Annotated in this window: 21 protein-coding genes; 17 read left to right on the forward strand and 4 right to left on the reverse strand. The window is 65.4% G+C overall.

The genetic code is table 11. From position 1 onward, the window contains the following. Positions 1 to 20: 20 nt before the first annotated feature. From F3J20_RS32520 to map, 3 genes are all read right to left on the reverse strand, one after another. Positions 21 to 1220 (reverse strand): pseudouridine synthase, encoded by a 1200-nt coding sequence (locus F3J20_RS32520; RefSeq protein WP_345889849.1) that lies wholly within the window; start codon positions 1218 to 1220, stop codon positions 21 to 23. Between the two features lie 1014 nt (positions 1221 to 2234). Further along, positions 2235 to 4814 (reverse strand): [protein-PII] uridylyltransferase, encoded by a 2580-nt coding sequence (locus tag F3J20_RS06625; RefSeq protein ID WP_167282616.1) that lies wholly within the window; start codon positions 4812 to 4814, stop codon positions 2235 to 2237. Between the two features lie 28 nt (positions 4815 to 4842). Further along, a complete protein-coding gene (gene map / locus F3J20_RS06630; protein WP_167045252.1) occupies positions 4843 to 5652 on the reverse strand; it encodes a type I methionyl aminopeptidase in 810 nt (269 codons plus the stop codon). 441 nt (positions 5653 to 6093) lie between these two features. Between map and rpsB the strand changes: the two genes are divergently transcribed. The 16 genes from rpsB to F3J20_RS06710 all read left to right on the forward strand — a co-directional run bounded on the left by rpsB (position 6094) and on the right by F3J20_RS06710 (position 22422). Then, a complete protein-coding gene (gene rpsB, locus F3J20_RS06635; protein WP_167045255.1) occupies positions 6094 to 6846 on the forward strand; it encodes a 30S ribosomal protein S2 in 753 nt (250 codons plus the stop codon). 217 nt (positions 6847 to 7063) lie between these two features. Continuing rightward, positions 7064 to 7945 carry a translation elongation factor Ts gene (gene tsf / locus F3J20_RS06640; RefSeq protein WP_167282722.1) on the forward strand — a complete coding sequence of 294 codons (882 nt, stop codon included), beginning with the start codon at positions 7064 to 7066 and terminating at the stop codon, positions 7943 to 7945. Positions 7946 to 8166: 221 nt separating this feature from the next. Next, entirely contained in the window at positions 8167 to 8880 is a 714-nt protein-coding gene (gene pyrH, locus F3J20_RS06645) for a UMP kinase (RefSeq protein ID WP_074764243.1), read from the forward strand. Between the two features lie 98 nt (positions 8881 to 8978). Then, positions 8979 to 9539, forward strand: coding sequence for a ribosome recycling factor (frr, locus tag F3J20_RS06650; protein WP_013089702.1), 561 nt, complete (start codon positions 8979 to 8981; stop codon positions 9537 to 9539). A 62-nt stretch (positions 9540 to 9601) separates the two neighbouring features. Beyond that, positions 9602 to 10384 (forward strand): polyprenyl diphosphate synthase, encoded by a 783-nt coding sequence (uppS, locus tag F3J20_RS06655; RefSeq protein ID WP_167045258.1) that lies wholly within the window; start codon positions 9602 to 9604, stop codon positions 10382 to 10384. After that, positions 10378 to 11199, forward strand: coding sequence for a phosphatidate cytidylyltransferase (locus tag F3J20_RS06660; RefSeq protein WP_167045261.1), 822 nt, complete (start codon positions 10378 to 10380; stop codon positions 11197 to 11199). The genes uppS and F3J20_RS06660 overlap by 7 nt, the downstream gene beginning before the upstream one ends. A 10-nt stretch (positions 11200 to 11209) precedes the next feature. Beyond that, positions 11210 to 12415, forward strand: a complete 1206-nt coding sequence (locus tag F3J20_RS06665; protein ID WP_167282618.1) for a 1-deoxy-D-xylulose-5-phosphate reductoisomerase — start codon at positions 11210 to 11212, stop codon at positions 12413 to 12415. 7 nt (positions 12416 to 12422) lie between these two features. Beyond that, a complete protein-coding gene (gene rseP, locus F3J20_RS06670; RefSeq protein ID WP_167282620.1) occupies positions 12423 to 13817 on the forward strand; it encodes an RIP metalloprotease RseP in 1395 nt (464 codons plus the stop codon). Positions 13818 to 13884: 67 nt separating this feature from the next. Then, a complete protein-coding gene (gene bamA, locus F3J20_RS06675; protein WP_167045270.1) occupies positions 13885 to 16206 on the forward strand; it encodes an outer membrane protein assembly factor BamA in 2322 nt (773 codons plus the stop codon). Positions 16207 to 16282: 76 nt separating this feature from the next. Further along, positions 16283 to 16804, forward strand: coding sequence for an OmpH family outer membrane protein (locus F3J20_RS06680; protein ID WP_205193092.1), 522 nt, complete (start codon positions 16283 to 16285; stop codon positions 16802 to 16804). Between the two features lie 87 nt (positions 16805 to 16891). Further along, positions 16892 to 17992, forward strand: a complete 1101-nt coding sequence (gene lpxD / locus F3J20_RS06685; protein WP_167282621.1) for a UDP-3-O-(3-hydroxymyristoyl)glucosamine N-acyltransferase — start codon at positions 16892 to 16894, stop codon at positions 17990 to 17992. Positions 17993 to 18189: 197 nt separating this feature from the next. Then, a complete protein-coding gene (gene fabZ, locus F3J20_RS06690) occupies positions 18190 to 18654 on the forward strand; it encodes a 3-hydroxyacyl-ACP dehydratase FabZ (protein WP_006048683.1) in 465 nt (154 codons plus the stop codon). A gap of 91 nt (positions 18655 to 18745) precedes the next feature. Continuing rightward, positions 18746 to 19534, forward strand: a complete 789-nt coding sequence (gene lpxA / locus F3J20_RS06695) for an acyl-ACP--UDP-N-acetylglucosamine O-acyltransferase (RefSeq protein WP_167045279.1) — start codon at positions 18746 to 18748, stop codon at positions 19532 to 19534. Positions 19535 to 19537: 3 nt separating this feature from the next. After that, complete coding sequence (gene lpxB, locus F3J20_RS06700; RefSeq protein WP_167045282.1) at positions 19538 to 20707, forward strand: lipid-A-disaccharide synthase; 1170 nt, start codon at positions 19538 to 19540, stop codon at positions 20705 to 20707. Next, positions 20704 to 21372, forward strand: a complete 669-nt coding sequence (rnhB, locus tag F3J20_RS06705) for a ribonuclease HII (protein WP_167045285.1) — start codon at positions 20704 to 20706, stop codon at positions 21370 to 21372. The genes lpxB and rnhB overlap by 4 nt, the downstream gene beginning before the upstream one ends. Before the next feature lie 261 nt (positions 21373 to 21633). Beyond that, positions 21634 to 22422 carry an RNA methyltransferase gene (locus F3J20_RS06710; RefSeq protein WP_167282623.1) on the forward strand — a complete coding sequence of 263 codons (789 nt, stop codon included), beginning with the start codon at positions 21634 to 21636 and terminating at the stop codon, positions 22420 to 22422. Positions 22423 to 22492: 70 nt separating this feature from the next. Here F3J20_RS06710 and F3J20_RS06715 read toward each other — a convergent pair whose 3' ends face one another. Beyond that, complete coding sequence (locus F3J20_RS06715) at positions 22493 to 23308, reverse strand: pyruvate, water dikinase regulatory protein (protein ID WP_167045291.1); 816 nt, start codon at positions 23306 to 23308, stop codon at positions 22493 to 22495. A gap of 552 nt (positions 23309 to 23860) precedes the next feature. On the opposite strand from F3J20_RS06715, the gene ppsA reads away from it, so the two are divergent. Then, positions 23861 to 26263: a phosphoenolpyruvate synthase gene (gene ppsA / locus F3J20_RS06720; protein WP_167045294.1), complete on the forward strand. Its 2403-nt coding sequence runs from the start codon at positions 23861 to 23863 to the stop codon at positions 26261 to 26263. Positions 26264 to 26276: the final 13 nt, after the last annotated feature.

Here is a 26276-nt window from a genome sequence, read left to right on the forward strand (position 1 = left end):
TTGCGCGGGCACCCGCGGCGTCAGAACGACTCGTCTTCCGACAGATAGCGCCATTGGCCCGGCGGCAGCGCGCCGAGCACCACGCGGCCCATGCGCACACGCTTGAGGCCGATCACTTCGAGGCCGACCAGCTCGCACATGCGGCGAATCTGGCGCTTGCGGCCTTCGCGCAGCACGAAACGCAACTGCTCGCCGTTCTGCCAGTTCACCTGCGCGGGCTTCAGTTGCACGTCGTCGAGCGACAGGCCGTGGCATAGCAGCGCAAGCTTGTCCGCCGGGAAATGGCTCTCCACGTCGACCGTGTGCTCGCCATAGGCGACGCGCACGAGGTACTCCTTGTCGACATCCGAATGGCCGCCGATCAGCTGTTTCGCGATGCGGCCGTCCTGTGTCAGCACGAGCAGGCCTGTCGAGTCGATGTCGAGCCGTCCGGCCGGCGCGAGCTGACGCAGATGCGAAACCGCGAAGCGGATGTCCGAGCGGTCGCCTTCCCAACGGTTCTCGGGCGTGACGAGCGTGATGGCCGGCTGATAACCGTCTTCGGCCTGACCCGACACGAGACCGACCGGCTTGTGGATCAGTACCGTCACCTGGCTCGATTGCGCGGCTTCGGCAGCCGGATCGATGTCGATGCGCTGATCCGGGAACACCTTGGTGCCGAGCGTATCGATGCGCTCGCCGTCGACCATGACCCAGCCTTTCTCGATCCATTCGTCGGCTTCGCGGCGCGAACACAGGCCGAGCTTGGACATCAGCTTCGACAGGCGCAGCATGCCCGGCGCGTCTTCCTGGTCGCGACGCGGGCGGCGCGGGGCGTCGCCCTCGGCGGTCGTGTCGAGGTCGTGGTCGTGATGTTCGCTGCGCGTGGCCGAGGCTCGCGCGGCTTTTTCGGGCCTGGCGGCGCGTGCGGGGCGGGCGTCGCTGAAGCGGCGTGTCGCCGACGGCACGGCTTTGTCGAAACCGCGCTCGGCGTTGCGGGCAGGGCGTTCGCCATACTCGCGCTTCGTCGGTGCCCGCTCATCGCGCTCATCGCGCGGCGTGCGCGCCGGACGTTCGGCATAGCCCTCTTTTACGGGCTTGGCGAAGCGGCGCTCGCCGCGCTCGAACGTGCCGCGCTCGCCTTCGAAGCGGCGCGGGCCTTCGCCGTCGCGGCGGGCCGGCGAACCGGCACGGTCGCTGCCGAAACGGGGGCGATCGGACGCATCGCGTTCGCGTCGCATCGGACGATCGTCGCGGGCTCTGCCTTCCGGCGCGCGGCCGGCGTTGTCCGCGCGTGAACCGCCGAATGGGCGGCGTTCGCCGTCATCGCGGCGCGGCGGGCGGTCGCCGAAACTGCGCGGGGCGCGACCCGTGCTGCCTTCGAAGCGGCGTGGCGCGCGTTCGGCGCGGTCGCCACTGCCTTCGAACCGACGCGGTGCGCGTTCGGCACGATCACCGGCGTCGCGGCGGGGACCGCGCTCGCCACGATCGCTCGCACCTTCGAAGCGGCGCGGAGCCCGTTCGGAGCGCTCACCGCTGCTTTCAAATCGACGCGGAGCCCGTTCGGCACGATCGCTGGCGTCGCGGCGGGGGCCACGCTCACCGCGATCGCTCGCACCGTCGAATCGGCGTGGAGCCCGTTCGGAGCGCTCACCGCTGCCTTCGAAGCGACGCGGTGCACGTTCAGCACGATCACCGGCGTCGCGGCGGGGACCACGCTCGCCACGATCGCTCGCTCCTTCGAATCGGCGCGGAGCCCGTTCGGAGCGCTCACCGCTGCTTTCAAATCGACGCGGCGCACGTTCGGCACGATCGCCGGCGTCGCGGCGGGGACCACGCTCGCCACGATCGCTCGCTCCTTCGAATCGGCGCGGAGCCCGTTCAGTGCGTTCGCCACTGCCTTCAAATCGACGCGGTGCGCGTTCAGCACGTTCGCCCGCACCCTCAAACCGGCGCGGCGCCCGTTCACCCTCACTACGACGCGGCCCACCGGCCCCTCCTGTATTGCGCTCGCGCGCAAAAGATCCTTCGGCCCGCAGCGCACGCGCGCCGCCCGCTGCGGGCTTGCCGCCAACCGGCCGCTTGCCGCTCGTCGCCGCAGCGCCTTCGCGCGCCGCGCCGAAACCGGCCGCTGCGGGTTTCGGTCCCGCCGGGCGCGTCGGTTTGCGGGCCGACGGGCTGCCGGAACGCACAGGGGCGCGTTCGGACGAAGCCGGCCGCGGATGCTTGGCTGTTAACTTGGTTCGCATGAAATCTCACACTGCGATCGCGCGCAGCAACTCGGTTTCGACCTGAATTTGCAGGCGGTTGTCCGACAGGCCGTGCCCTTCGAGCAGAAACACGTCCTCGACGCGTTCGCCGAGCGTATTGATCCGCGCCGAGGCGACGCCGACCCGGTGCTCGGCCAGCACGCGCGCGATCGAATAAAGAAGGCCCGGCCGGTCGTTCGCCGACACGGACAGGATGTAGTATTGGCCGCGCTCGTCGGCCCGCAGGTCGACGCGCGGCGTGATCGGGAAGGTGCGCGACAGGCGCGAGAGCCGGCCTTTCGACGGCCCCGGCAGCAGCGTGCCGTGGCCCGCGAGCCGCGCGGTCAGTTCCTGCTCGACCAGATTGGCGATGTCGCGGTAGTGCACGTCCTCTTCGGTGTGCGCGACGAGGAAGTTGTCGAGCGCATAGCCGTGACGCGTCGTGCTCACGCGCGCATCGAGCACCGACAGGCCGTTGCGGTCGAAATACGCGCAGATGCCCGCGAACAGATCGGGCTGGTCCTTCACGTAGACGAGCACCTGCAAAGCCTCGCCGATCGGCGACGGCCGCGCGCGCACGAGCGGCGTCGGCGTTTCGACGTGACGGTACAGCACGCGCGTCTGCCATGCGATATCGGCCGCGTCGTGGCGCAGGAAGTAGCCGACGTCGAGCTTGTCCCACAGCGCGCGTTGCGCGCCTTCCGGCACGGTTTCGAGGCGCAGCAGCGCAAGCGCCTCTTCCTGCCGCGACTTCAGTTCCGAATGCGCATCGGGCCGCGCGCCGCCGAGCACGGCGAGCGTGGCGCGGTAGAGGTCTTCGAGCAGCTTGCCTTTCCACGTATTCCAGACCTTCGGGCTGGTGCCGCGGATATCGGCCACGGTCAGCAGATAGAGCGCGGTGAGGCGCCGCTCGGTGCCGACCAGTTCGGCAAAGCGCTTGATCACTTCGGGGTCGCTCGTGTCCTGCTTTTGCGCGACCTGGCTCATCGTCAGATGCTGCTGCACGAGCCAGACGACCAGGTTCTCGTCCTCGCCGTCGATCTCGTGCTGACGGCAGAAGCGCCGCGCGTCGACCATGCCGAGCGTCGAGTGATCGCCGCCGCGGCCTTTGGCGATGTCGTGAAACAGCGCCGCCACGTACAGCACCCACGGCCGGTCGAAGTTCGCGATCAACTGGCTGCAGAACGGATATTCGTGCACGTGCTCGGCGACCGCGAAGCGGCGCAGATTGCGCAGCACCATCAGGATGTGCTGATCGACCGTGTAGACGTGATAGAGGTCATGCTGCATCTGCCCGACGATGCGGCGGAAATTCAGCAGATAGCGCCCGAGCACGCTGGTCTGGTTCATGAGCCGCAGCGCGTGCGTGATGCCGGCCGGCTGTTTGAGGATAGCCATGAAGAGCCGGCGGTTCTCCGGATCGCGCCGCCAGTGCTGGTCCATCACGTCGCGCGCGTTGTAGATCGCGCGCAGCGTGCGCGCCGACAGGCCCTTCACGCCGGGCGTCTGCTCGTACAGCAGGAACGCTTCGAGGATCGCGTTCGGCTCGCGCTGGAACACGTCGTCGGCGGCGATTTCGAGCATGCCCTGTTTTTCGACGAAGCGCGCCGACAGCACGCGCGTGATGCCGCTCGTGCTCGGGAACAGTTGCGCCTCGACGTTCTGGATCAGGATCGTTGCGAGTTGCGTGACGGCCTTCGCGGCCCAGTAGTAGCGGCGCATCAGCTGTTCGCTCGCGCGCTTGGTCGTCGTCGGCTTGTAGCCGAAGCTCTCGGCGACGGGCGTTTGCAGGTCGAACACGAGAATGTCCTGGCGGCGCCCGGCGGTCACGTGCAGCCGGGCGCGCAGCGCCTTCAGGAAGCCCTCGTTGCGGCGCAGCTCGCGCGCCTCGCGCTCGGTGATAAGCCCGCGCGCTTCGAGTTCGCGCCAGCTGCTGCCGAAGCCGGCCGCCCGCGTGATCCACAGGATCAGCTGCAGGTCGCGCAGCCCGCCCGGGCTCTCCTTGATGTTCGGTTCGAGCGCGTAGGGCGTGTCCTGAAATTTCGCGTGGCGCTGGCGCATTTCGAGCACCTTCGCCGTGAAGAACGCCTTCGGGTCGAGCGCCTCGTGGTAGCGCGCCGCGAAGTCGTCGAACAGCGCGGCGCTGCCGGTGATGCGCCGCGCTTCGAGCAGCGAGGTGCGCACGGTGACGTCGTTGGCCGCTTCCTCGAGGCATTGCGACACGCTGCGCACGCTGCTGCCGAGTTCGAGCCCGAGGTCCCACGCGAGGCTGATGAAGCGCTCGATACGTGCTTCGGCATGTTCGAGCGGCGCGTCGGGCAGCAAGACCAGAATGTCGATGTCGGAATGCGGCGCCAGCTCGCCGCGTCCATAGCCGCCGACCGCGACGAGCGCGAACTCGCCGGGCAGCTCGCAGGTCTCCCAGGCGGCGCGCAGCGAGCCGTCGGTGGCGCGCGCGAGGGCGGCCATCAGCGCGTCGACGTTGGTGGCCGTCCGGAAGCGCTCCAGCAACTGGGCTTTGGCCACTTTGTAGTCCGCCTTGAGCGACGTGGCATGGGATGGGGTGACGGCTGGAACGCTGCTCATTGGCGGGCGGCGGTGAGGGCGGGCCCGCTCAGGCGGTCGCGGCGACGACGGGCGGCCGCGCGGGCGTGCCGGCCGACACGGTCAGCACGTCGTAGCCGGTTTCCGTGACGAGCACCGTGTGTTCCCACTGCGCCGACAGGCTGCGGTCGCGAGTCTTGACGGTCCAATGATCCGGCATCGTGCGGATGTCGCGGCGGCCCGCGTTGATCATCGGCTCGATCGTGAAGATCATGCCGGCCTGCAGTTCGATGCCGGTGCCGGGGCGGCCGTAGTGCAGGATCTGCGGGTCTTCGTGGAACACGGTGCCGATGCCGTGGCCGCAATATTCGCGCACCACGCTGTAGCCGAGGCCTTCGGCGTGCTTCTGGATCGCATAGCCGATGTCGCCGAGATGCGCGCCGGGGCGCACCTGGTCGATGCCGAGCCACATGCATTCGAAGGTGGCCTGCACGAGGCGCTTCGCCATGATCGAGCCTTCGCCGACGATGAACATGCGGCTCGTGTCGCCGAAATAGCCTTCCTTGATGACGGTGATGTCGATGTTGAGCGCGTCGCCGTTCTTGAGCGCCTTGTCGCCCGGAATGCCGTGGCAGATCACGTCGTTGACGGAAATGCAGGTGGCTTTCGGATAGGGCGGGTAGCCGGGCGGCTGGTAATTGAGCGGCGCGGGAACGGTGCCCTGTTCCTTCAGCATGTATTCGTGACAGAGGCGGTCGAGTTCGCCCGTCGTGACGCCGGCCTTGACGAACGGCGTGATGTAGTCGAGCACTTCGCTGGCGAGCCGGCAAGCGACGCGCATCTGTGCGATATCGTGGTCGTTTTTGAGGGTAATAGCCATGAGTCGGGCCTGAAATGCGATTTATTGCGGGATTATCGCACCATATTCCGGCTGCCGCAGGCTTTTGCAAGCGGGGAGGCGCGTTTTGCGGGCGCCCCGTGCGATCTTCCGCCGATGGGCGGCGAGGCTGGCGGCGGCCATCGGCGCGGGTTGAGTCGGTCGATAGTCGCGTGCTATAATCTTCGGCTAAGTCGATCCACGCCCAGTTTTTTATTGCATTGACGCGAGTCATGTGAATGATGCAAATAAGGGTGGGGCGGGAAAGGCTTCTCGCGGCGCTGGTTGCTTGTGCCGCGGGTGAGAAAGTAGTTAGTGCAAAAGCAGTGCAGGCAACTCATTCGCAAGCCGGCGCATCCAGGGTGTCGCCGCGTTCCAGCCGGAAGAAGGCGGGCGCGGCCGATACGGCAGCCGGCTTAAGACCCAACCCTCGTGGAGAATTTCATGGCAGTTACGATGCGTCAAATGCTGGAAGCCGGTGTCCATTTCGGCCACCAAACGCGCTTCTGGAACCCGAAGATGGCCCCCTTCATTTTCGGTCATCGCAACAAGATTCACATCATCAACCTCGAAAAGACGCTGCCGATGTACAACGACGCGCTGAAGTACGCGCGTCAGCTGGCATCGAACCGCGGCACGATCCTGTTCGTCGGCACGAAGCGTCAATCGCGCGACACGATCGCCCAGGAAGCGCAGCGCGCCGGTATGCCGTTCGTCAACGCGCGCTGGCTCGGCGGCATGCTGACCAACTTCAAGACGCTGAAGGTTTCGATCAAGCGCCTGAAGGACATGGAAGCGGCGCTGGAAGCCGGTGAAACCGAGCGCATGAGCAAGAAGGAAGCGCTGCTGTTCGAACGCGAAATGGCCAAGCTGCAAAAGTCGATCGGCGGCGTGAAGGACATGGGCGGCATTCCGGACGCGATCTTCGTCGTCGACGTCGGCTACCACAAGATTGCCGTGACCGAAGCGAACAAGCTCGGCATTCCGGTTATCGCCGTGGTCGATACGAACCACTCGCCGGAAGGCGTGGACTACGTGATCCCGGGTAACGACGACGCCAGCAAGGCCGTCGCACTGTACGCGGCTGGCGTGGCCGACGCGATCCTCGAAGGCCGTGCGAACGCGGTCAACGAAGTGGTCCAGGCTGCCCGCGGCGGTGACGGCGACGAGTTCGTCGAGGTCAACGGAGAAGCGTAAAGCTGCCCCGTGTCCGGCAAAAAAGGGGGCTTCTTACAGGCCCCCTTTTTTTAAGCCGCGACGCCTGTAACAAGCGTTGTAACAGGCATCTGGCAGAGTGCTTCAGGCGGCGCCTCGCGCGTCGCTCGCAAAAATTCGCGAAAACGCTGAAACGAATTCCTGCCGCCGGCATCGAAATGCGGGCGGCGTGTGACAGACAGAACCCAAGGAGCAAATGATGGCGGCAATTACCGCAAGCATGGTTGCAGAACTGCGCGCAAAGACCGACGCGCCGATGATGGAATGCAAGAAGGCACTGACGGAAGCCGACGGCGATCTGGCGCGCGCTGAAGAGCTGCTGCGCGTGAAGCTCGGCAACAAGGCGAGCAAGGCGGCATCGCGCGTGACGGCTGAAGGCGTCGTCGCCTCGTTCATCAACGGCAACGCTGGTTCGCTCGTCGAACTGAACTGCGAAACCGACTTCGTTTCGAAGAACGACGACTTCCTCGCTTTCTCGAAGAAGGTTGCGGAACTGGTCGCAACGCAGAACCCGGCTGACGTCGCCGCGCTGTCGGCACTGCCGCTCGACGGCTCGACCGTCGACGCGGTGCGCCTCGCGCTGGTCGGCAAGATCGGCGAAAACCTGTCGATCCGCCGCTTCGAGCGCTTCGATACCGCCAACAAGCTGGCCTCGTATCTGCACGGCACGCGCATCGGCGTGCTGGTCGAGTACACCGGCGCGGACGAGCAGGTCGGCAAGGATGTCGCTATGCACATCGCCGCCATGAAGCCGGTTTCGCTGTCGTCGAACGACGTGCCGGCGGACCTGATCGCCAAGGAACGCAGCATCGCTGAGCAGAAGGCCGCCGAATCGGGCAAGCCGGCTGAAATCGTCGCGAAGATGGTCGACGGTAGCGTGCAGAAGTACCTGAAGGAAGTGTCGCTGCTGAACCAGACGTTCGTGAAGAACGACAAGCAGACGATCGAACAGATGCTGAAGGCGGCGAATTCGAGCGTGCAGAAGTTCGCGCTGTTCGTGGTCGGCGAAGGCATCGAGAAAAAGCAGGACGACTTCGCCGCGGAAGTGGCCGCCCAGGTCGCTGCTGCAAAGCAACAATAAGCCTTACCTAAGCTTCATAGCCGTACCGTTGGACCCGCGGCGAAGCAGGACTTCGCCGCGCTCGGCGGCGCCGCAAGGCCGTGCACGGGTTGACCCCCGCCGCGCGGCCGCCGCCGGCGAACCCCAGGGTTCGTCAATTTGGCGGCGCTTGCCCGAATCAGCGTTTCACCCCTACATTAGTCCCTTGTTGTTGCCCTGTTCTGCGCGATCTGGATACCTCTATGCCCACTGCCTATAAACGCGTCCTGCTCAAACTCTCCGGTGAAGCTCTGATGGGCGACGATGCCTTCGGCATCAATCGCGCGACCATCGAACGAATGGTGGCGGACGTGGCCGAAGTGGTTCGTCTCGGAACGCAGCTGGCCGTGGTGATCGGCGGCGGCAATATTTTCCGTGGCGTCGCCGGCGGCGCGGCGGGCATGGACCGCGCGACGGCCGACTACATGGGCATGCTGGCCACGATGATGAACGCGCTGGCGCTGCAGGACGCGATGCGCCACGCCGGTATCGAGGCGCGCGTGCAGTCGGCGTTGCGCATGGATCAGGTCGTCGAGCCGTACATCCGGCCCCGCGCGATCCGCCAGCTCGAGGAAGGCAGGGTCGTGATCTTCGCGGCCGGCACCGGCAACCCGTTCTTCACGACCGACACGGCGGCCGCGCTGCGCGGCTCGGAAATCGGCGCGGAAGTGGTGCTGAAGGCCACCAAGGTGGACGGTGTCTATTCGGCCGATCCGAAGAAGGATCCGAGCGCGACCCGTTACACCACGATCAGCTTCGACGAAGCGATCGGCCGCAATCTGCAGGTGATGGACGCGACGGCATTCGCGCTGTGCCGCGACCAGAAGCTGCCGATCCGCGTGTTTTCGATCGTCAAGCCGGGTGCGCTCAAGCGCATCGTACAAGGTGAGGACGAGGGCACCCTCGTCCACGTGTAAACTTCGTTTTACGTTACGTGGGCTTTGACGCGAGCCCGGGCCGCCGCATCGCGCGTGCCGGGCGGCTCGCACCGTTTTGAAGGTTCGGAGGTTTAAAAATGTCTGTGGCTGATATCAGGAAGGGCGCGGAGCAGAAGATGCAGCGCTCGATCGACGCGTTCAAGAACGACCTGTCGAAGATCCGCACGGGCCGTGCGCACACGGGCCTGCTCGATCATATCCAGTGCGACTACTATGGCTCGCCGGTGCCGATTTCGCAGGTTGCGAACCTCACGCTGATCGACGCGCGTACGATTGGCGTGCAGCCGTGGGAAAAGAAGATGGTCCAGGTCGTCGAAAAGGCGATCCGCGAGTCGGACCTGGGTCTGAACCCGGCCACTCACGGCGACGTGATCCGCGTGCCGATGCCTGCGCTGACCGAAGAGCGCCGCCGCGAACTGACCAAGGTCGTGCGCAGCGAAGCGGAAACCGCCAAGGTGGCCGTGCGCAATCTGCGCCGTGACGCCAACGAGCAACTGAAGAAGCTCGTCAAGGACAAGGAAATTTCCGAAGACGACGAGCGCCGCGCGGGTGACGACGTCCAGAAGCTGACGGACAAGTTCGTCGCCGAAATCGACAAGCTCGTCACGACGAAAGAAGCCGAGATCATGACGGTCTGACGCCGTTCGGCTCAGTCCCTTCTGGTTTCCACTTCTTTACTGGCATTACTGTCCCGACGGCCATGACCTATACCAGCTCAACCGTGCGCGTGCCTGAAGTCGCCGCGGTGCCGCGACATATCGCGATCATCATGGATGGCAACGGCCGTTGGGCCACCAAGCGGCGTCTGCCGCGCGTGGCGGGCCATACGCGCGGCGTCGACGCGGTGCGCTCGGCCGTCGAGGCGTGCGCGCAGCGGGGCGTCGAATATCTGACGCTGTTCGCCTTCAGTTCGGAGAACTGGCGCCGCCCGAACGAAGAGGTGTCGTTCCTGATGCGCCTCTTCGTCACCGCGCTCGAGCGCGAGATCGGCAAGCTGCACGCGAATGGCATCCGCCTGCGCGTGGTCGGCGATCTCGAGCGTTTCGACGTGAGAATTCGCGACCTGATCAGGCGCGCGGAAACCAAGACCGCGCGCAACACCCGTCTCACGCTGACCATCGCCGCGAACTACGGCGGCCGCTGGGACATCATGCAGGCCACCCGCAAGCTCGCCGAGCAGTCGGCGGCGGCGGGCAAGCCGGTCGAGGTGAACGAAGACTCGTTCGCCGAGCATCTGTCGATGGCCTACGCGCCCGAGCCCGATCTCTTCATCCGTACCGGCGGCGAGCGCCGCGTCAGCAATTTCCTGCTGTGGCAGCTGGCCTACACCGAGTTCTATTTCACCGACACGTTCTGGCCGGATTTCGACGCCGACGCGCTCGCTCATGCCATCGCCTCGTACGGCGATCGCGAGCGCCGCTTCGGCCGTACCAGCGCCCAGCTCGAGCCGCAATCGCAGAACGTCGATTCGCTTCCATGCTAAAGACCCGTGTCATCACGGCGATCGTCCTGCTGGCCGTGTTCCTGCCTGTCACGCTGTTCGCGCCGGTCGGCGCGTTCGGCGCGCTGATCGCTTTCGTCGTCGTGTTCGCCGCGTGGGAGTGGGCGCGCCTGCTCAAGGTCGGCGGCGCCGGCCCGGTGGTCTACGCGCTGCTGGCGGCGCTCGCGCTGGTCGCGAGCACGCGGCTCGGCACGGGCATCGCGGAGGCCCGTTCGCTTTTCAAGGCCGCCGCGATCTTCTGGGTGATCGCCGGTCCGTTCGTGCTGCTGCGCAAGCCCGCGCTCGCGCAGGGCGCATGGCGCACCTTTCTGTTTCTTGCCGGCATTGTCGGATTCGTCGCGTGCTGGCATGCTCTCGTCGCCGCGCGCATGCAAGGCGTGCCGTTCGTGCTGTCGCTGCTGCTGCTGGTATGGCTCGCCGATATCGGCGCATACTTCTCGGGAAAGGCTTTCGGGAAACACAAGCTGGCGCCGGCCATCAGTCCGGGTAAAACCTGGGAGGGCGCGATCGGCGGCTGGCTGCTGGTCATGATCGTCGCGGCGGCGGCGGTCTTTTTGCACGCGTTCGAGCCAACCCTGTATTCTGCGCTGCTGGCGCAATGGGGCGCCGTGCGCACCGTGCTCGCACTGACCTTGCTGGTGGCCTTCAGCGTGGTCGGCGACCTGTTCGAATCGATGCTGAAGCGCCAGGCCGGCGTGAAGGACTCGAGCGGTTTGCTGCCGGGCCACGGCGGCGTGCTCGACCGCATCGACGCATTATTGCCGGTGCTGCCGCTTGCCATGCTGCTGCTCGGCTAGAGAAAGAGATATGCAAAAACGTCTGACATTGCTCGGTTCCACGGGCTCGATTGGAGACAGTACGCTCGACGTCGTCGCGCGCCATCCCGAGCGTTTTTCGATTTACGCGCTGTCCGCGCATCGCAACGGCGACAAGCTCGTCGAGCAATGCTTGCGCTTTGCGCCCGAAGTGGCGGTGGTCGGCGATGCCGACACGGCCGCCAAGGTCGCCGCACGGCTGCGCGAAGCGGGCAGCAGGACCGAGGTCGCCTACGGGCCGCAAGCGCTCGTCGACGTCGCAAAGAGCGACGGTTGCGATACGGTGGTGGCGGCGATCGTCGGCGCGGCCGGTCTCGCGCCGAGCCTCGCCGCGGCCCGCGCGGGCAAGCGCATTCTGCTGGCGAACAAGGAAGCGCTGGTGATGTCCGGCGCGATCTTCATGGACGCGGTGCGCGACCACGGCGCGGTGCTGCTGCCGGTCGACAGCGAACACAACGCGATTTTCCAATGCCTGCCGCACGAGGCATCGCAGCATGGCGGCGTCTCGAAGATCATCCTGACCGCGTCGGGCGGGCCGTTCCGCACGCGCGAGCGGGCCACGCTCGTCGACGTGACGCCTGACGAAGCCTGCAAGCACCCGAACTGGGTGATGGGCCGCAAGATTTCGGTCGATTCGGCCACGATGATGAACAAGGGTCTCGAAGTGATCGAGGCGCATTGGCTGTTCAACCTGCCGGGCGAGCGCATCGAGGTGCTGATCCATCCGCAGAGCGTGATCCATTCGCTCGTGTCGTACGTGGACGGCTCGGTGCTCGCGCAACTCGGCAACCCCGACATGCGCACGCCGATCGCGCATGCGCTCGCGTTCCCCGAGCGCGTCGATTCGGGCGTCGCGCAGCTCGATCTCGCCCAGATCGCCTCGCTGTCGTTCGAAAAGCCCGACTACGCGCGCTTCCCGTGTCTCGCGCTCGCGATGAAGGCGCTCGCGGAGGGCGGCATCGCCAGCGCCGCGCTCAATGCCGCGAACGAGATCGCGGTGGAAGCGTTCCTCGCGCGCCGCATCGGCTTCATGGCGATCGCCGAAGTGGTCGACTCGGTGCTCTCCGCGTTGCCGAACCGCAGCGCGCACGCGCTCGACGACGTCATCGAGGCGGACGCCGCCGCGCGCCACGCCGCGGCCGCATTCATCGCGCGCCTGCCCGATGGCGCCCGTCGCACGGAACGCGCCGTCCAGTGAGGCGTTCATGAACCTGCTGATCGAACTGCTCGCTTTCGCGGTTGCGATTGGCGTACTCGTGGTGGTCCACGAGTACGGGCATTACAGCGTCGCGCGTTTGTGCGGCGTGAAGGTGCTGCGTTTTTCGATCGGCTTCGGCAAGCCGCTGGTCCAGTGGGTGAGCCCGAAGACGGGCACCGAGTGGACGATTGCCGCGTTGCCGCTCGGCGGTTACGTGAAGATGCTCGACGAGCGCGAGACGGGCGCTGCGGCGATTCCCGCCGCGGATTTACCGCATGCGTTCAACCGGCAGTCGGTGTGGCGGCGCTTTGCGATCGTCGCGGCGGGGCCGGTCGCCAATTTCCTGCTCGCCATCGTCCTGTTTGCGCTGGTGTTCGCCACCGGCGTGACGGAACCGTCGGCCGTGCTCGCGACGCCCGCGCCGAATACGCCGGCCGCACTGGCCGGCTTCGAGGGCGGCGAGACGATCGTCGGCGTGCGCGCGGACGGCGCCGATCAGACCGAGCCGGTGCGCTCCTGGTCGGATCTGCGCTGGAAGCTGCTTGGCGCCGCGTTCGATCACAAGCACATCGTGCTCGTCGCGAAGGACGCGCACGGCACGTCCGATTTCCCGATGGACCTGCGCGGCCTCGCCGAGAAGGACGTCGACGACGATTTCATGTCGCACCTCGGCTTCGAGCCCGGTGGCGGCAAGCTTACGGTGGCCGGTATCCAGGCGGGCAGCGCGGCGCAGAAGGCCGGGCTCGCCACGGGCGACCGGCTGCGCGCGATCGACGGCACGCCGGCCGATAATGCCGCGGCCTTCATTGCTTATGTAAAATCGCACGCTGGCGAACCGCTCAGGCTGCAGGTGGAGCGCGGCGGCCGCGGCGGCCATGCGGCGGGCACCCTCGACGAGCTCAGTATCGTGCCGCAGTTGCAGCGCGACGCGGCGACTGGCCAGCAGATCGGCCGCATCGGCGCCGAACTGGCGACCCAGGTGCCGTCGATCGAGGTGCGCTACGGGCCGCTCGAAAGCCTGCGGCTCGGCGCGCGCCGCACGTGGGACCTCGCGGTGTACTCGGTGCGCATGTTCGGGCGGATGATCGTCGGCGAGGCGTCGCTGAAGAACCTGTCGGGTCCCGTGACGATCGCCGACTACGCGGGAAAGAGCGCGCGCCTGGGGCCGTCGGCGTTCCTGTCGTTCCTTGCCCTTGTCAGCATCAGTCTCGGTGTGCTGAACCTGCTACCGATTCCGGTATTGGACGGGGGGCATCTGTTATATTATTTGGTTGAAGCTGTAACCGGTAAAGTTGTCTCTGATCGTTGGCAACTCGTTTTTCAGAGGGCGGGTCTCGCCTGCATCGTCGCGCTGTCGGCGATTGCGCTGTTCAACGATCTGGCTCGTTTAATCCATTTTTAAAGTGTCCGGCGGCGTTCTCGAGGGCGGCCGCCCGGCCTGATGCAGCTATACACACTGGGGAAGCACGTTGTTTAAACCTCATCGCTTTGGTCCGAAGACGGTTATAGCCGCGGCGTTCGCCGCGCATGGGCTGGTTGCTCACGCAACAACGCCCTTCGTGGTGCAAGACATTCGCATTGAGGGATTGCAACGCGTCGAACCCGGTACGGTGTTCGCGTATCTGCCCATCAAGCAAGGCGATACCTTTAGCGACGACAAGGCGTCCGAAGCAATTCGCGCGCTCTATGCGACCGGCTTCTTCAACGACGTCAAGATCGCGACCGAGGGCAACGTCGTCATCGTGCAGGTGCAGGAGCGTCCCGCGATCGGCACGATCGACTTCGCCGGCATTCACGAGTTCGAGAAGGACAACCTGACCAAGGCGCTGCGCGCGGTCGGGCTGTCGCAAGGCCGCTACTTCGACAAGGCGCTCGTCGACAAGGCCGAGCAGGAGCTGAAGCGCCAGTATCTGACGCGCGGCTACTACGCGGCCGAAGTCACCACCACGATCACGCCGATCGACCGCAATCGCGTCGCGGTGCTGTTCTCGGTGGCCGAAGGTCCGAGCGCGAAGATCCGCCAGATCAACTTCATCGGCAACAAGGCGTTCAGCACCGGCACGCTGCGCGACGAAATGCAGCTGTCCACGCCGAACTGGTTCTCGTGGTACACCAAGAACGACCTGTACGCGAAAGACAAGCTCACCGGCGACCTCGAGAACATCCGTTCGTACTACCTGAATCGCGGCTACCTCGAGTTCAGCATCGAATCGACCCAGGTGTCGATCACGCCGGACAAGAAGGACATGTACCTGACGGTCACGCTGCACGAAGGCCAGCCGTACACGATTTCGAACATCCGCCTCGCCGGCAATCTGCTCGACCGCGAAGCGGAACTCAAGAAGCTGATCAAGATCAAGCCGGGCGACCGCTTCTCGGCCGAAAAGCTGCAGGCCACCACGAAGGCGATCGTCGACAAGCTCGGCGAATACGGCTATGCGTTCGCCACCGTCAATGCGCAGCCGCAGATCGACCAGAACAACCACACGGTCGACCTCACGCTGCAGGTGGACCCGAGCCGCCGCGTCTATGTGCGCCGCATCAACGTGGTCGGCAACACGCGTACGCGCGACGAAGTGGTGCGCCGCGAAATGCGCCAGCTCGAAAGCTCGTGGTTCGATTCGAACCGCCTCGCGCTGTCGAAGGACCGTATCAACCGTCTCGGCTACTTCACCGACGTCGACGTGACCACGGTGCCGGTGGAAGGCACGCCCGACCAGGTGGACATCGACGTCAAGGTTGCCGAAAAGCCGACCGGCGCGATCACGCTCGGCGCGGGTTTCTCGTCGACGGACAAGGTGGTGCTGTCGGCCGGTGTCTCGCAGGACAACGTGTTCGGTTCGGGCACGAGCCTGTCGGTGAACGTCAATACCGCGAAGACGTACCGCACGCTGACGGTCACGCAGGTCGATCCGTACTTCACGGTCGATGGCATCAAGCGCATTACCGACGTCTACTACCGCACGTATCAGCCGCTGTACTACTCGACCGATTCGAGCTTCAAGATCGTCACGGCCGGTGCCGACCTGAAGTTCGGTATTCCGTTCTCGGAAGTCGACACGGTGTATTTCGGCGCGGGCTTCGAGCAGAACCAGCTCGACATCGACTCGAACACGCCGCAAAGCTATATCGACTACGTGAACGAGTTCGGCCGCGTGTCGAACAACGTCCCGCTGACGGTCGGCTGGTCGCGTGATGCGCGCGACAGCGCGCTGGTGCCGAGCCGCGGCTACTTCACGCAGGCGAACGCCGAATACGGCACGCCGATCGGCGGCACGCAGTACTACAAGGCCGACATCAACGCGCAGTACTATTACTCGTTCGCGCGCGGCTTCGTGCTGGGCTTCAACTTCCAGGGCGGCTACGGTAACGGCCTCGGCGGCAAGCCTTATCCGATTTTCAAGAACTACTACGCGGGCGGTATCGGTTCGGTGCGGGGCTACGAGCCGAGCTCGCTCGGTCCGCGCGACGGCAAGACCAACGATCCGATCGGCGGCTCGAAGATGCTCGTCGGCAACGTCGAACTGACGTTCCCGCTGCCGGGCACCGGCTACGACCGCACGCTGCGTGTGTTCACATTCCTTGACGGCGGTAACGTCTGGGGCCAGGCAAGCTGTACGTCGAGCGGCTGCGCGAGCACCGGCGCGAACGGCCTGCGCTACGGCTACGGCGTGGGTCTCGCGTGGATTTCGCCGATCGGCCCGCTCAAGCTGAGCCTCGGCTTCCCGCTTATCAAGCATGAAGGCGACCAGTATCAGAAGTTCCAGTTCCAGATCGGGACGGCGTTCTGATCGCGCGGCGGGCGGTTCCGGCCGCGATCGGTTTCCGGCGGCGGCCCGGCCAAACTACGGTATCGAGAGGATGACTTTGCTAACCGGTATGTTTTCGAAACGTGTAGCGTGCGCATTGGCGCTGGCCATGACCTTGGGAGTCGGGGTTGCGCATGCGCAGGAGGCGAGGATCGCCGCGGTGAATTCCGACCGTATCCTGCGCGAATCGGCGGCGGCAAAGGCCGCACAGCTCAAGCTCGAAGCCGAATTCGCGAAGCGCGACAAGGATCTCGCCGACATGGCGCAGAAGCTCAAGTCGATGTCCGATGCGCTCGACAAGAACGGCGCGTCGATGTCGGCGGCCGACCGCGCGCAGAAGCAGCGCGATCTGTCGCAGCTCGACTCGGACTTCCAGCGCAAGCAGCGCGAGTTCCGCGAAGACCTCAACCAGCGCCGCAACGAAGAACTCGCGGCGGTGCTCGATCGCGCGAACAAGGTCATCAAGCAGATCGCCGAGACGCAGCACTACGATCTGATCGTGCAGGAAGCGGTGTACGTGAGCCCGCGCATCGATATCACCGACCAGGTGCTGAAGGCGCTGGCGGCATCGGGCAACTAACGGTCATCGCGTGGCGCATGGCCGTGAGCCTGCGCCGGCGCGTGTCCGCCGATGGCTTGGATTGAACAGGTAGGAGACAGGATAGGCATGGCATTTACGCTCGAGGACATCGTCCGGCGGTTCGGCGGTGAAGTAGTCGGAAACGGTTCGCAGCGCGTGGGCAGTCTTGCGCCGCTCGATCAGGCGGGCCCGGACCAGTTGGCGTTCCTCGCCAATCCGAAGTATCTGTCGCAGGTCGAAACGACCCGTGCGGGCGCGGTGCTGATCAATGCCGGCGACCTCGCGAAGCTGGCTTCGCCCGATGGCCGTAATTTCATCGTCACGCCGAATCCGTACGCTTACTTCGCGCGCATTGCCCAGACCTTCATCGACCTCGCCACGCCGAAAGCGGCGCCCGGCGTGCATCCGAGCGCAACGATCGATGCCTCGGCCCAGGTCGCCGCGAGCGCGGTGATCGGTCCGCGCGTCACGGTCGAAGCCGGCGCGGTGATTAGCGAGCACGTGCGGCTCGACGCCAATGTGGTGATCGGCCGCGGCACGCGCGTCGGCGCCCACTCGCATCTGTATCCGAACGTCACGGTCTACCACGGCTGTCAGCTCGGCGAGCGCGTGATCGTGCACGCGGGTGCCGTGATCGGCTCGGACGGGTTCGGCTTCGCGCCGGATTTTGTCGGCGAGGGCGAGGCGCGCACCGGCAGCTGGGTGAAGATTCCGCAGGTCGGCGGCGTGTCGGTCGCGAACGACGTCGAAATCGGCGCGAACACGACGATCGACCGCGGCGCGATGGCCGACACGATCATCGAGGAGTGCGTGAAGATCGACAACCTCGTGCAGATCGGCCACAACTGCAAGGTCGGCGCATACACGGTCATCGCGGGCTGCGCGGGTATCGCGGGCAGCACGACGATCGGCCGTCACTGCATGATCGGCGGCGCGGTCGGCATTGCGGGGCACGTCACGCTGGCCGACTACGTGATCGTCACGGCGAAGTCGGGCGTCTCGAAGTCGCTGCCGAAGCCCGGCATCTACACGAGTGCGTTCCCGGCCGTGAATCACGCGGACTGGAACAGGAGCGCGGCGCTGCTGCGCAATATCGACAAGCTGCGCGACCGCATCAAGGCGCTCGAAAGCGCCGCCGCAGACAAGGCCGGCGGCGCGACAGGCGAGGCCGCGGGCAACCCGCTCTAAGAAATCCCGGCGGCGCGCCGGCACCGCGTAAAATAGCGGGCGAGCATCATGAAGCAGAGCCGGTTGCCGTGACCGGGCGGCAGGGCCGCCGCCCTTGTCGCAGCGGACCTCGCGGGCGCCGGCCGCGCGCGTTTTCAACCTACCTGCACCAGCATCCGCAGTCATCATCGCGCATTCAACGCGTGAGCAGAAACACCATGAGCACCGAAAAAATCAATCTCGACATTCATAAGATTCTCACGCTGCTGCCGCATCGTTATCCGATCCTGCTGGTCGACCGGGTGCTCGAACTCGAACCGCACAAGAGCATCAAAGCGTTGAAGAACGTGTCGATCAATGAGCCGTATTTCCAGGGACATTTCCCGACGCGGCCGGTGATGCCAGGCGTGCTGATTCTCGAAGCGCTCGCGCAGACCGCGGCGCTGCTGACGTTCTCGGAAGAGCCGAGCGATCCGTCGAACACGCTGTACCTGTTCGTCGGCATCGACAACGCGCGTTTCAAGCGCGTGGTGGAGCCGGGCGATCAGCTGATCCTGAACTGCACGTTCGAGCGTCACATGCGCGGCATCTGGAAGTTCAAGGCGCGTGCCGAAGTGGATGGAGTCGTGGCGGCGGAAGCCGATCTGATGTGCGCGGTGCGGCACACGGACAAGGACGCCTGAGCCGTTCGGCGGGCACGCTGTGGCGCGACGCGCGCGGCCGGCCTGTGGCACGCCCATCCAGACAACGCAACAGAATCAGAAGCGAGGACGCATGAGCAGGATTCATCCCACTGCGATCATCGAAGCGGGCGCGCAACTCGACGAATCCGTCGAAGTCGGCCCCTATGCCGTGATCGGCGCACACGTGACGATCGGCGCGCGCAGCACGGTCGGGTCGCACAGCGTGATCGAAGGCCACACCACGATCGGCGAAGACAACCGCATCGGCCATTACGCATCGGTCGGCGGCCGTCCGCAGGACATGAAGTACAAGGATGAGCCGACGCGACTCGTGATCGGCAACCGCAACACGATCCGCGAATTCACGACGATCCACACCGGCACGGTGCAGGACGCGGGCGTCACGACGCTCGGCGACGACAACTGGATCATGGCCTATGTGCATATCGGCCACGACTGCCACGTCGGCAGCAACGTGATCCTGTCGAGCAACGCGCAGATGGCCGGCCACGTGACGATCGGCGACCACGCGATCATCGGCGGCATGTCGGGCGTGCACCAGTTCGTGCGCATCGGCGCGCACTCGATGCTCGGCGGCGCGTCGGCGCTCGTGCAGGACGTCCCGCCATACGTGATCGCCGCGGGCAACAAGGCGGAGCCGCACGGCATCAACGTCGAAGGCCTGCGCCGCCGCGGCTTCTCGGCCGATGCGATCTCGGTGCTGCGCACGGCGTATCGCGTGCTGTACAAGAACGGCCTGTCGCTCGAAGAGGCGAAGGTGCAACTGCGCGAACTCGCCGCCGCCGGCGGCGACGGCGACGCTCCGGTGCAGACGCTGCTCGCGTTCGTCGAAGCGTCGCAGCGCGGCATCATCCGCTAGACGATGGCGTTGCAACCCAGCCCGCTGCGCGTCGCGATGGTGGCCGGCGAGCCGTCCGGCGATCTGCTCGCTGCGTCGCTGCTCGACGGCCTCGCAAGCCGCCTGCCGGACGGCACGCAGTACTACGGCATCGGCGGTCCGCGCATGATGGCCGCGGGCTTCGACGCGCACTGGCCGATGGAAAAGCTTACGGTGCGCGGTTACGTCGAAGCGCTGCGGCACATTCCCGAAATCCTAGGCATTCGCAACGAACTGAAGCGCCAGCTGCTCGCCGAGCCGCCGTCGGTGTTCGTCGGCGTCGACGCGCCCGATTTCAACTTCGGGCTCGAACATGCGCTGCGCGACGCCGGCATTCCGACCGTGCACTTCGTCTGTCCGTCCATCTGGGCGTGGCGCGGCGGGCGCATCAAGAAAATCGCCAAGGCGGTCGACCACATGCTGTGCGTGTTCCCGTTCGAAACGGCGCTGCTCGAAAAATCGGGCGTCGCGGCATCGTACGTGGGGCATCCGCTGGCCGACCAGATTCCGCTCGAACCCGACACGCTCGGCGCGCGCCGCACGCTCGGTCTTGCCGAAAGCGGTCCGGTGATCGCGGTATTGCCCGGCAGCCGGCGCTCCGAGATCGACCTGATCGGCCCGACGTTCTTCGCGGCGATGGAGATGATGCAGCACCAGGAGCCCGGCGTGCGCTTCGTGATGCCGGCGGCCACGCCCGCGTTGCGCGCGCAGCTGCAGCCGCTCGTCGAGGCGCATCCGGGCCTCGCGCTGACCATCACCGAAGGCCAGTCGCAGCTCGCGATGACGGCCGCCGACGCGATCCTCGTGAAGAGCGGCACCGTCACGCTCGAAGCCGCGCTGCTGAAAAAGCCGATGGTCATTTCCTACAAGGTGCCTTGGCTGACCGGCCAGATCATGCGCCGCCAGGGCTATCTGCCGTACGTCGGCCTGCCGAACATTCTGGCGGGGCGCTTCGTGGTGCCCGAGATCCTGCAGCACTTCGCGACGCCGCAGGCGCTCGCCGAGGCGACGCTGAAACAGCTGCGCGACGAGTCCAACCGGCGCACGTTGACGGAAATCTTCACGGAGATGCACCACGTGCTGAAGCAGAACACGGCGCAGCGGGCGGCGGAAGTCGTGGCGAGCGTCGTCGACCGGCGGGCGGGGCGGGCATGAGCACGGCACGCGTGCCGCGCCGCAAGACCACGGCCCAGGCGGGCCTGAACTTCGAGAGCGCGGACGACATCGTCTGCGGCGTCGACGAAGCCGGGCGCGGGCCGCTCGCGGGCCCGGTCGTCGCGGCGGCGGTAATTTTCGATCCGGACAAGCCGATGATTCGCGGTCTCGACGATTCGAAGGCGCTTACCGCGAAAAAGCGCGAGGCGCTGTACGACAAGATCGTCGAGCGGGCGCTCGCCTACTGCATCGCGTCGGCGACGGTCGAGGAAATCGACTCGCTGAACATCCTGCACGCGACGATGCTCGCGATGAAGCGCGCGGTGGAGGGGCTGTCGGTCGTGCCGACGCTCGTGAGGATCGACGGCAACCGCTGCCCGACGCTCGCCATGCGCGCCGAAGCGGTGATCGGCGGCGATGCGCTCGTCAAAAGCATTTCGGCCGCGTCGATTCTCGCCAAGGTTACGCGCGACCGCATGCTGCTCGAACTGCATGAGGCCTATCCCGTCTACGGTTTCGACGCGCATGCCGGTTACGGCACGCCGCAGCATCTGGCGGCGCTGCGCGAGCATGGGCCTTGCGAGCATCATCGGCGTTCGTTCGCGCCGGTGCGCGAGGCGTATCAGCGATTCGGCACGGGTGTCGTCGTCGTGCCGGTGCGCTGATCCATCCACGGCGGCGCAGGTCGGCGCAAGCGCGATGCCCGGCAAGACACCTGGCTAATTCGCTGCTGTATGAAGTACCGCATGAACGCGGCACGGGCGTCGCGTGAATAACCGCATTTCGGAAGGCACCGGGATGATGCCTAGGTACCGCCTGGTATTTCCTGAGCGCCTTTCAGGCGCTGCTTGTTGAGCACGGCATAAAATACGGCCGGCGCTCTCGCGCTATCCACTCTTTTTCCATTTTCTTCGCCTTCGCTGCCTGTGAAAGCCATCACCTCGCGGGACAATCCGCTCTACAAGCGCCTGAAGGCACTGGCCGGCTCGACGCATCAACAGCGCCGCAGCGGCCATGCGTTGCTCGAAGGTTTTCATCTCGCGAGCGCGTATCTCGATGTCGCCGGTCAGCCGGAACTGTGCATCGTCACCGACGGCGCGCTGCGTCACGACGAAGCGCAGGCCATCGTGTCGCGCATCGAGGATCACCGGCTCGTCACGCTGCCGGATGCGCTGTTCGGCCAGCTCTCGAACGTCGTGCATGGCATCGGCATTCTGCTGCTGGTCGAGAAGCTCGATACGCCGCTGCCCGAGCGTGTCGATCAGAACTGCCTCGTGCTCGACGGCGTGCAGGATGCGGGCAACGTCGGCTCGATTCTGCGCAGCGCGGCGGCGGCCGGCATCGGGCAGGTGTTCTGCGCGCCGGGCACGGCGTACGCGTGGTCGTCGAAGGTGCTGCGCTCGGGTATGGGCGCGCATTTCCTGCTGCACATTCACGAGGACGTCGACGCGAACGCGTTGATCGAACGTCTCGCGGTGCCGATCGTCATCACCGATTCGCATGGCGCCGAGGCGATCTACGATTGCGATCTGGGTGGACCGCTCGCGTGGGTGTTCGGCAATGAAGGGGCGGGCGTGTCGCAGGCCTGGCGCGATGCCGTGTCGCTGCGCGTGACGATTCCGCAGCCGGGCGGGATGGAGTCGCTGAACGTGGCCGCGGCGGCGGCTGTCTGCGTATTCGAGCAGTGCCGTCAGCGGCGCGGGCGGAAGGCGTAGGCGAGGGCGGCGCCGGGCGGTTGCGGGCAAGCCCCGCACTGGCGCCATGCCGCCGCCACGGCGCTCAATATCAATAAGACGAGCGGTCCAGCTTGATCTCCTGCAGGATCGTCGTCGCGATCTCCTCGATCGACTTGTGCGTCGACGACAGCCACTTGATCCCCTCACGCCGCATCATCGCTTCGGCCTCGTTGATTTCGTAGCGGCAGTTTTCCAGCGCCGCGTACTTGCTGCCCGGCCGCCGCTCGTTGCGGATCTCCGACAGCCGCTGCGGATCGATCGACAACCCGAACATCTTCTGCCGATGTTCGAGCAGCGGCGTCGGCAGCTTGCCGCGTTCGAAATCCTCGGGAATCAGCGGATAGTTCGCCGCCTTCACGCCGTACTGCATCGCGAGATAAAGGCTCGTCGGCGTCTTGCCGCTGCGCGATACGCCGACGAGGATCACGTCCGCGTCGGCGAGATTGCGGTTCGATTGACCGTCGTCGTGCGCGAGCGAGAAGTTGATCGCTTCGATCCGGTTCTTGTACTCCTCGGTGTCGGCGTTCTGGTGGCCGCGGCCCATCGCGTGGCTCGACTTCAGTTCGAGCTCCTGCTCGAGCGGCTCGACGAAGGTCTGGAACATGTCGAGCACGAGCGCATTCGAGCCCTTGACGATTTTGTTCGACGAACTGTCGACGAGCGTCGTGAAGACGATTGCACGGCGGCCTTCCTGCACGACCGCCTCGTTGATCTTTTCGAGCGTCGCGTAGGCCTTCTCGGTCGAATCGACGAAAGGCACGCGAACCAGGCGGAATTTCTGGTCGAACTGGGAGAGGATCGAATGCGCGAAGGTTTCGGCAGTAATCCCGGTACCGTCTGAGACGATGAATACGGTGGGCGGCATCAGTGGGGCTTTGAACGTGAGCGGCAAACGGGCCGGGAAGCGTGAGCGGTAAAGCGCGCCCGAATCGAACCGCGCCGCCGCGGGGCGGCGCTCCGGCGGCTGAACCGCGGCGGCCGGCGCAGAGTCTGCCAGTACCACGGCCTCGGGCGGGAAGCGGCGCAGCCTCGCAAAAGCCCGCAGGCCAGGGCCGGGCGCGATTCGAGGCGCAATTCTCGTCCGACTGCCACATTTCAGGAGTCGGCACGGTAGAATAGCGGCAACCTGTTGGATAAGCAATTGCAGGCGATTGGCGTCTAACTCACCGCGAACGGTCGACCAACGCCGCGCTATCCGCCGCGAATGGGCGCTGAACACGGGAGATCGGGCGGCAAGTCCGCTCAATCGTGTGTTTTATCGAGCATCCGCGCGCAGCACGCATGGGGCCGCACGCTCCCGATATCGCGATTGCTTCTCCAACAGGTTGTGCAAGGCACGGGGTCGAGCTTCCAATGGGCCGCCCGTGTTCAAGCCCACTTGCACAGCCGTGAATTTCTTTCACACTTAGGGGCTTGTATGACTAACGCAGTTACCGTCGCAAAGGACAAGGCGTATGTAGTTCCGTTCGAGCAGTTGCGGATGACCGATGTCGAGATCGTCGGCGGCAAGAACGCGTCGCTGGGCGAGATGATCAGCCAGCTCGCCGAAGCCGGTGTGCGCGTGCCGACCGGTTTCGCCACCACGGCGCTGGCTTTCCGCGACTTCCTGCAGCACAACAATCTGACCGAACGCATCGCCAAACGTCTCGAAACACTCGACGTCGACGACGTGAAGGCGCTCGCCGAAGCGGGCAAGGAGATCCGTCAATGGATCGTCGACGCGCCGCTGCAGCCGCAGCTCGAGGCTGACATTCGCGCAGGGTTCGACACGCTGCAAAAGAGCTCGCCCGAAGAGCTCTCGTTTGCCGTGCGTTCGTCCGCGACCGCGGAAGACCTGCCCGATGCTTCGTTCGCCGGTCAGCAGGAAAGCTACCTCAACGTGGTCGGCATCGACGACGTGCTCGACCGCATGAAGCACGTGTTCGCGTCGCTGTACAACGACCGTGCGATCTCCTATCGTGTCCACAAGGGCTTCACGCACGCTGAAGTCGCGTTGTCGGCGGGCGTGCAGCGCATGGTGCGCTCGGACGTCGGCGCGGCGGGCGTGATGTTTACGCTCGATACCGAATCGGGCTTCAAGGACGCGGTCTTCATCACGTCGAGCTATGGCCTCGGCGAGACCGTCGTGCAAGGCGCCGTGAATCCGGACGAGTTCTATGTCTTCAAGACCACGCTCGCGCAGGGCAAGTACCCGATCATCCGCCGCTCGATTGGCTCGAAGCTCATCAAGATGGAATTCACGAAGGCCGGTGAGCCGGGCCGCGTGAAGACCGTCGATGTGCCGCACGAGCAGCGTAACCGTTTCTCGATCACCGACGAAGACGTGATCGAGCTCGCGAAGTACGCGGTCATTATCGAGAAGCACTACCAGCGTCCGATGGACATCGAGTGGGGCAAGGACGGCCGCGACGGCAAGATCTTCATCCTGCAGGCGCGTCCGGAAACGGTGAAGAGCCAGGGCGTGGGCAAGGCCGAGCAGCGCTTCAAGCTGAAGGGCCAGTCGAACGTGATCGCCACGGGCCGCGCGATCGGCCAGAAGATCGGCGCGGGTCCCGTGCGCGTGATCCACGATCCGTCGGAAATGGACCGCGTGCAGCCGGGCGACGTGCTCGTCGCCGACATGACCGACCCGAACTGGGAACCGGTCATGAAGCGTGCCTCGGCGATCGTCACGAACCGGGGCGGGCGCACCTGCCACGCGGCGATCATCGCGCGTGAATTGGGCGTGCCGGCCGTGGTCGGCTGCGGCGACGCGACCGACGTGCTGAAGGACGGCGCGCTCGTCACCGTGTCGTGCGCGGAAGGCGACGAAGGCAAGATCTACGACGGTCTGCTCGAAACCGAAGTCACCGAAGTGCAGCGCGGCGAACTGCCACCGATTCCGGTGAAGATCATGATGAACGTCGGCAACCCGCAGCTCGCCTTCGACTTCTCGCAACTGCCGAACGCAGGCGTGGGTCTCGCGCGGCTCGAATTCATCATCAACAACAACATCGGCGTGCATCCGAAGGCGATCCTCGAGTACCCGAACGTCGATCAGGACCTGAAGAAGGCGGTCGAAAGCGTCGCGCGCGGTCACGCGTCGCCACGCGCGTTCTACGTCGACAAGCTGACCGAAGGCATCGCGACGATCGCGGCGGCGTTCTATCCGAAGCCCGTCATCGTGCGTATGTCCGACTTCAAGTCGAACGAGTACAAGAAGCTGATCGGCGGTTCGCGCTACGAGCCGGACGAGGAAAACCCGATGCTCGGCTTCCGCGGCGCGTCGCGCTATATCGCGGAAGACTTCGCCGAAGCGTTCCAGATGGAATGCGTCGCGCTGAAGAAGGTGCGTGAAGAGATGGGCCTCGACAACGTCGAGATCATGGTGCCGTTCGTGCGTACGCTGAAGCAGGCGGAGCGCGTGGTCGGGCTGCTCGAGAAGTTCGGCCTGAAGCGCGGCGAGAAGGGCCTGCGCCTCATCATGATGTGCGAAGTGCCGTCGAATGCGATCCTCGCCGAAGAGTTCCTGCAGTACTTCGACGGCTTCTCGATCGGCTCGAACGACCTCACGCAGCTCACGCTCGGCCTCGACCGCGACTCGGGCATGGAACTGCTCGCCGTCGATTTCGACGAGCGCGATCCGGCGGTCAAGTTCATGCTGAAGCGCGCGATCGAAACCTGCCTGCGTCTGAACAAGTACGTCGGCATCTGCGGCCAGGGGCCGTCGGATCATCCGGACTTCGCGCAATGGCTGACGGACGAAGGCATCAAGTCGATCTCGCTGAACCCCGACACGATCATCGAGACGTGGCAGCAACTGGCGAAGTCGAAGCAGTAAGCGGCGAAGCCGT

Source organism: Paraburkholderia sp. Cy-641 (genome assembly GCF_011752945.1).
Taxonomy (GTDB): Bacteria; Pseudomonadota; Gammaproteobacteria; order Burkholderiales; family Burkholderiaceae; genus Paraburkholderia.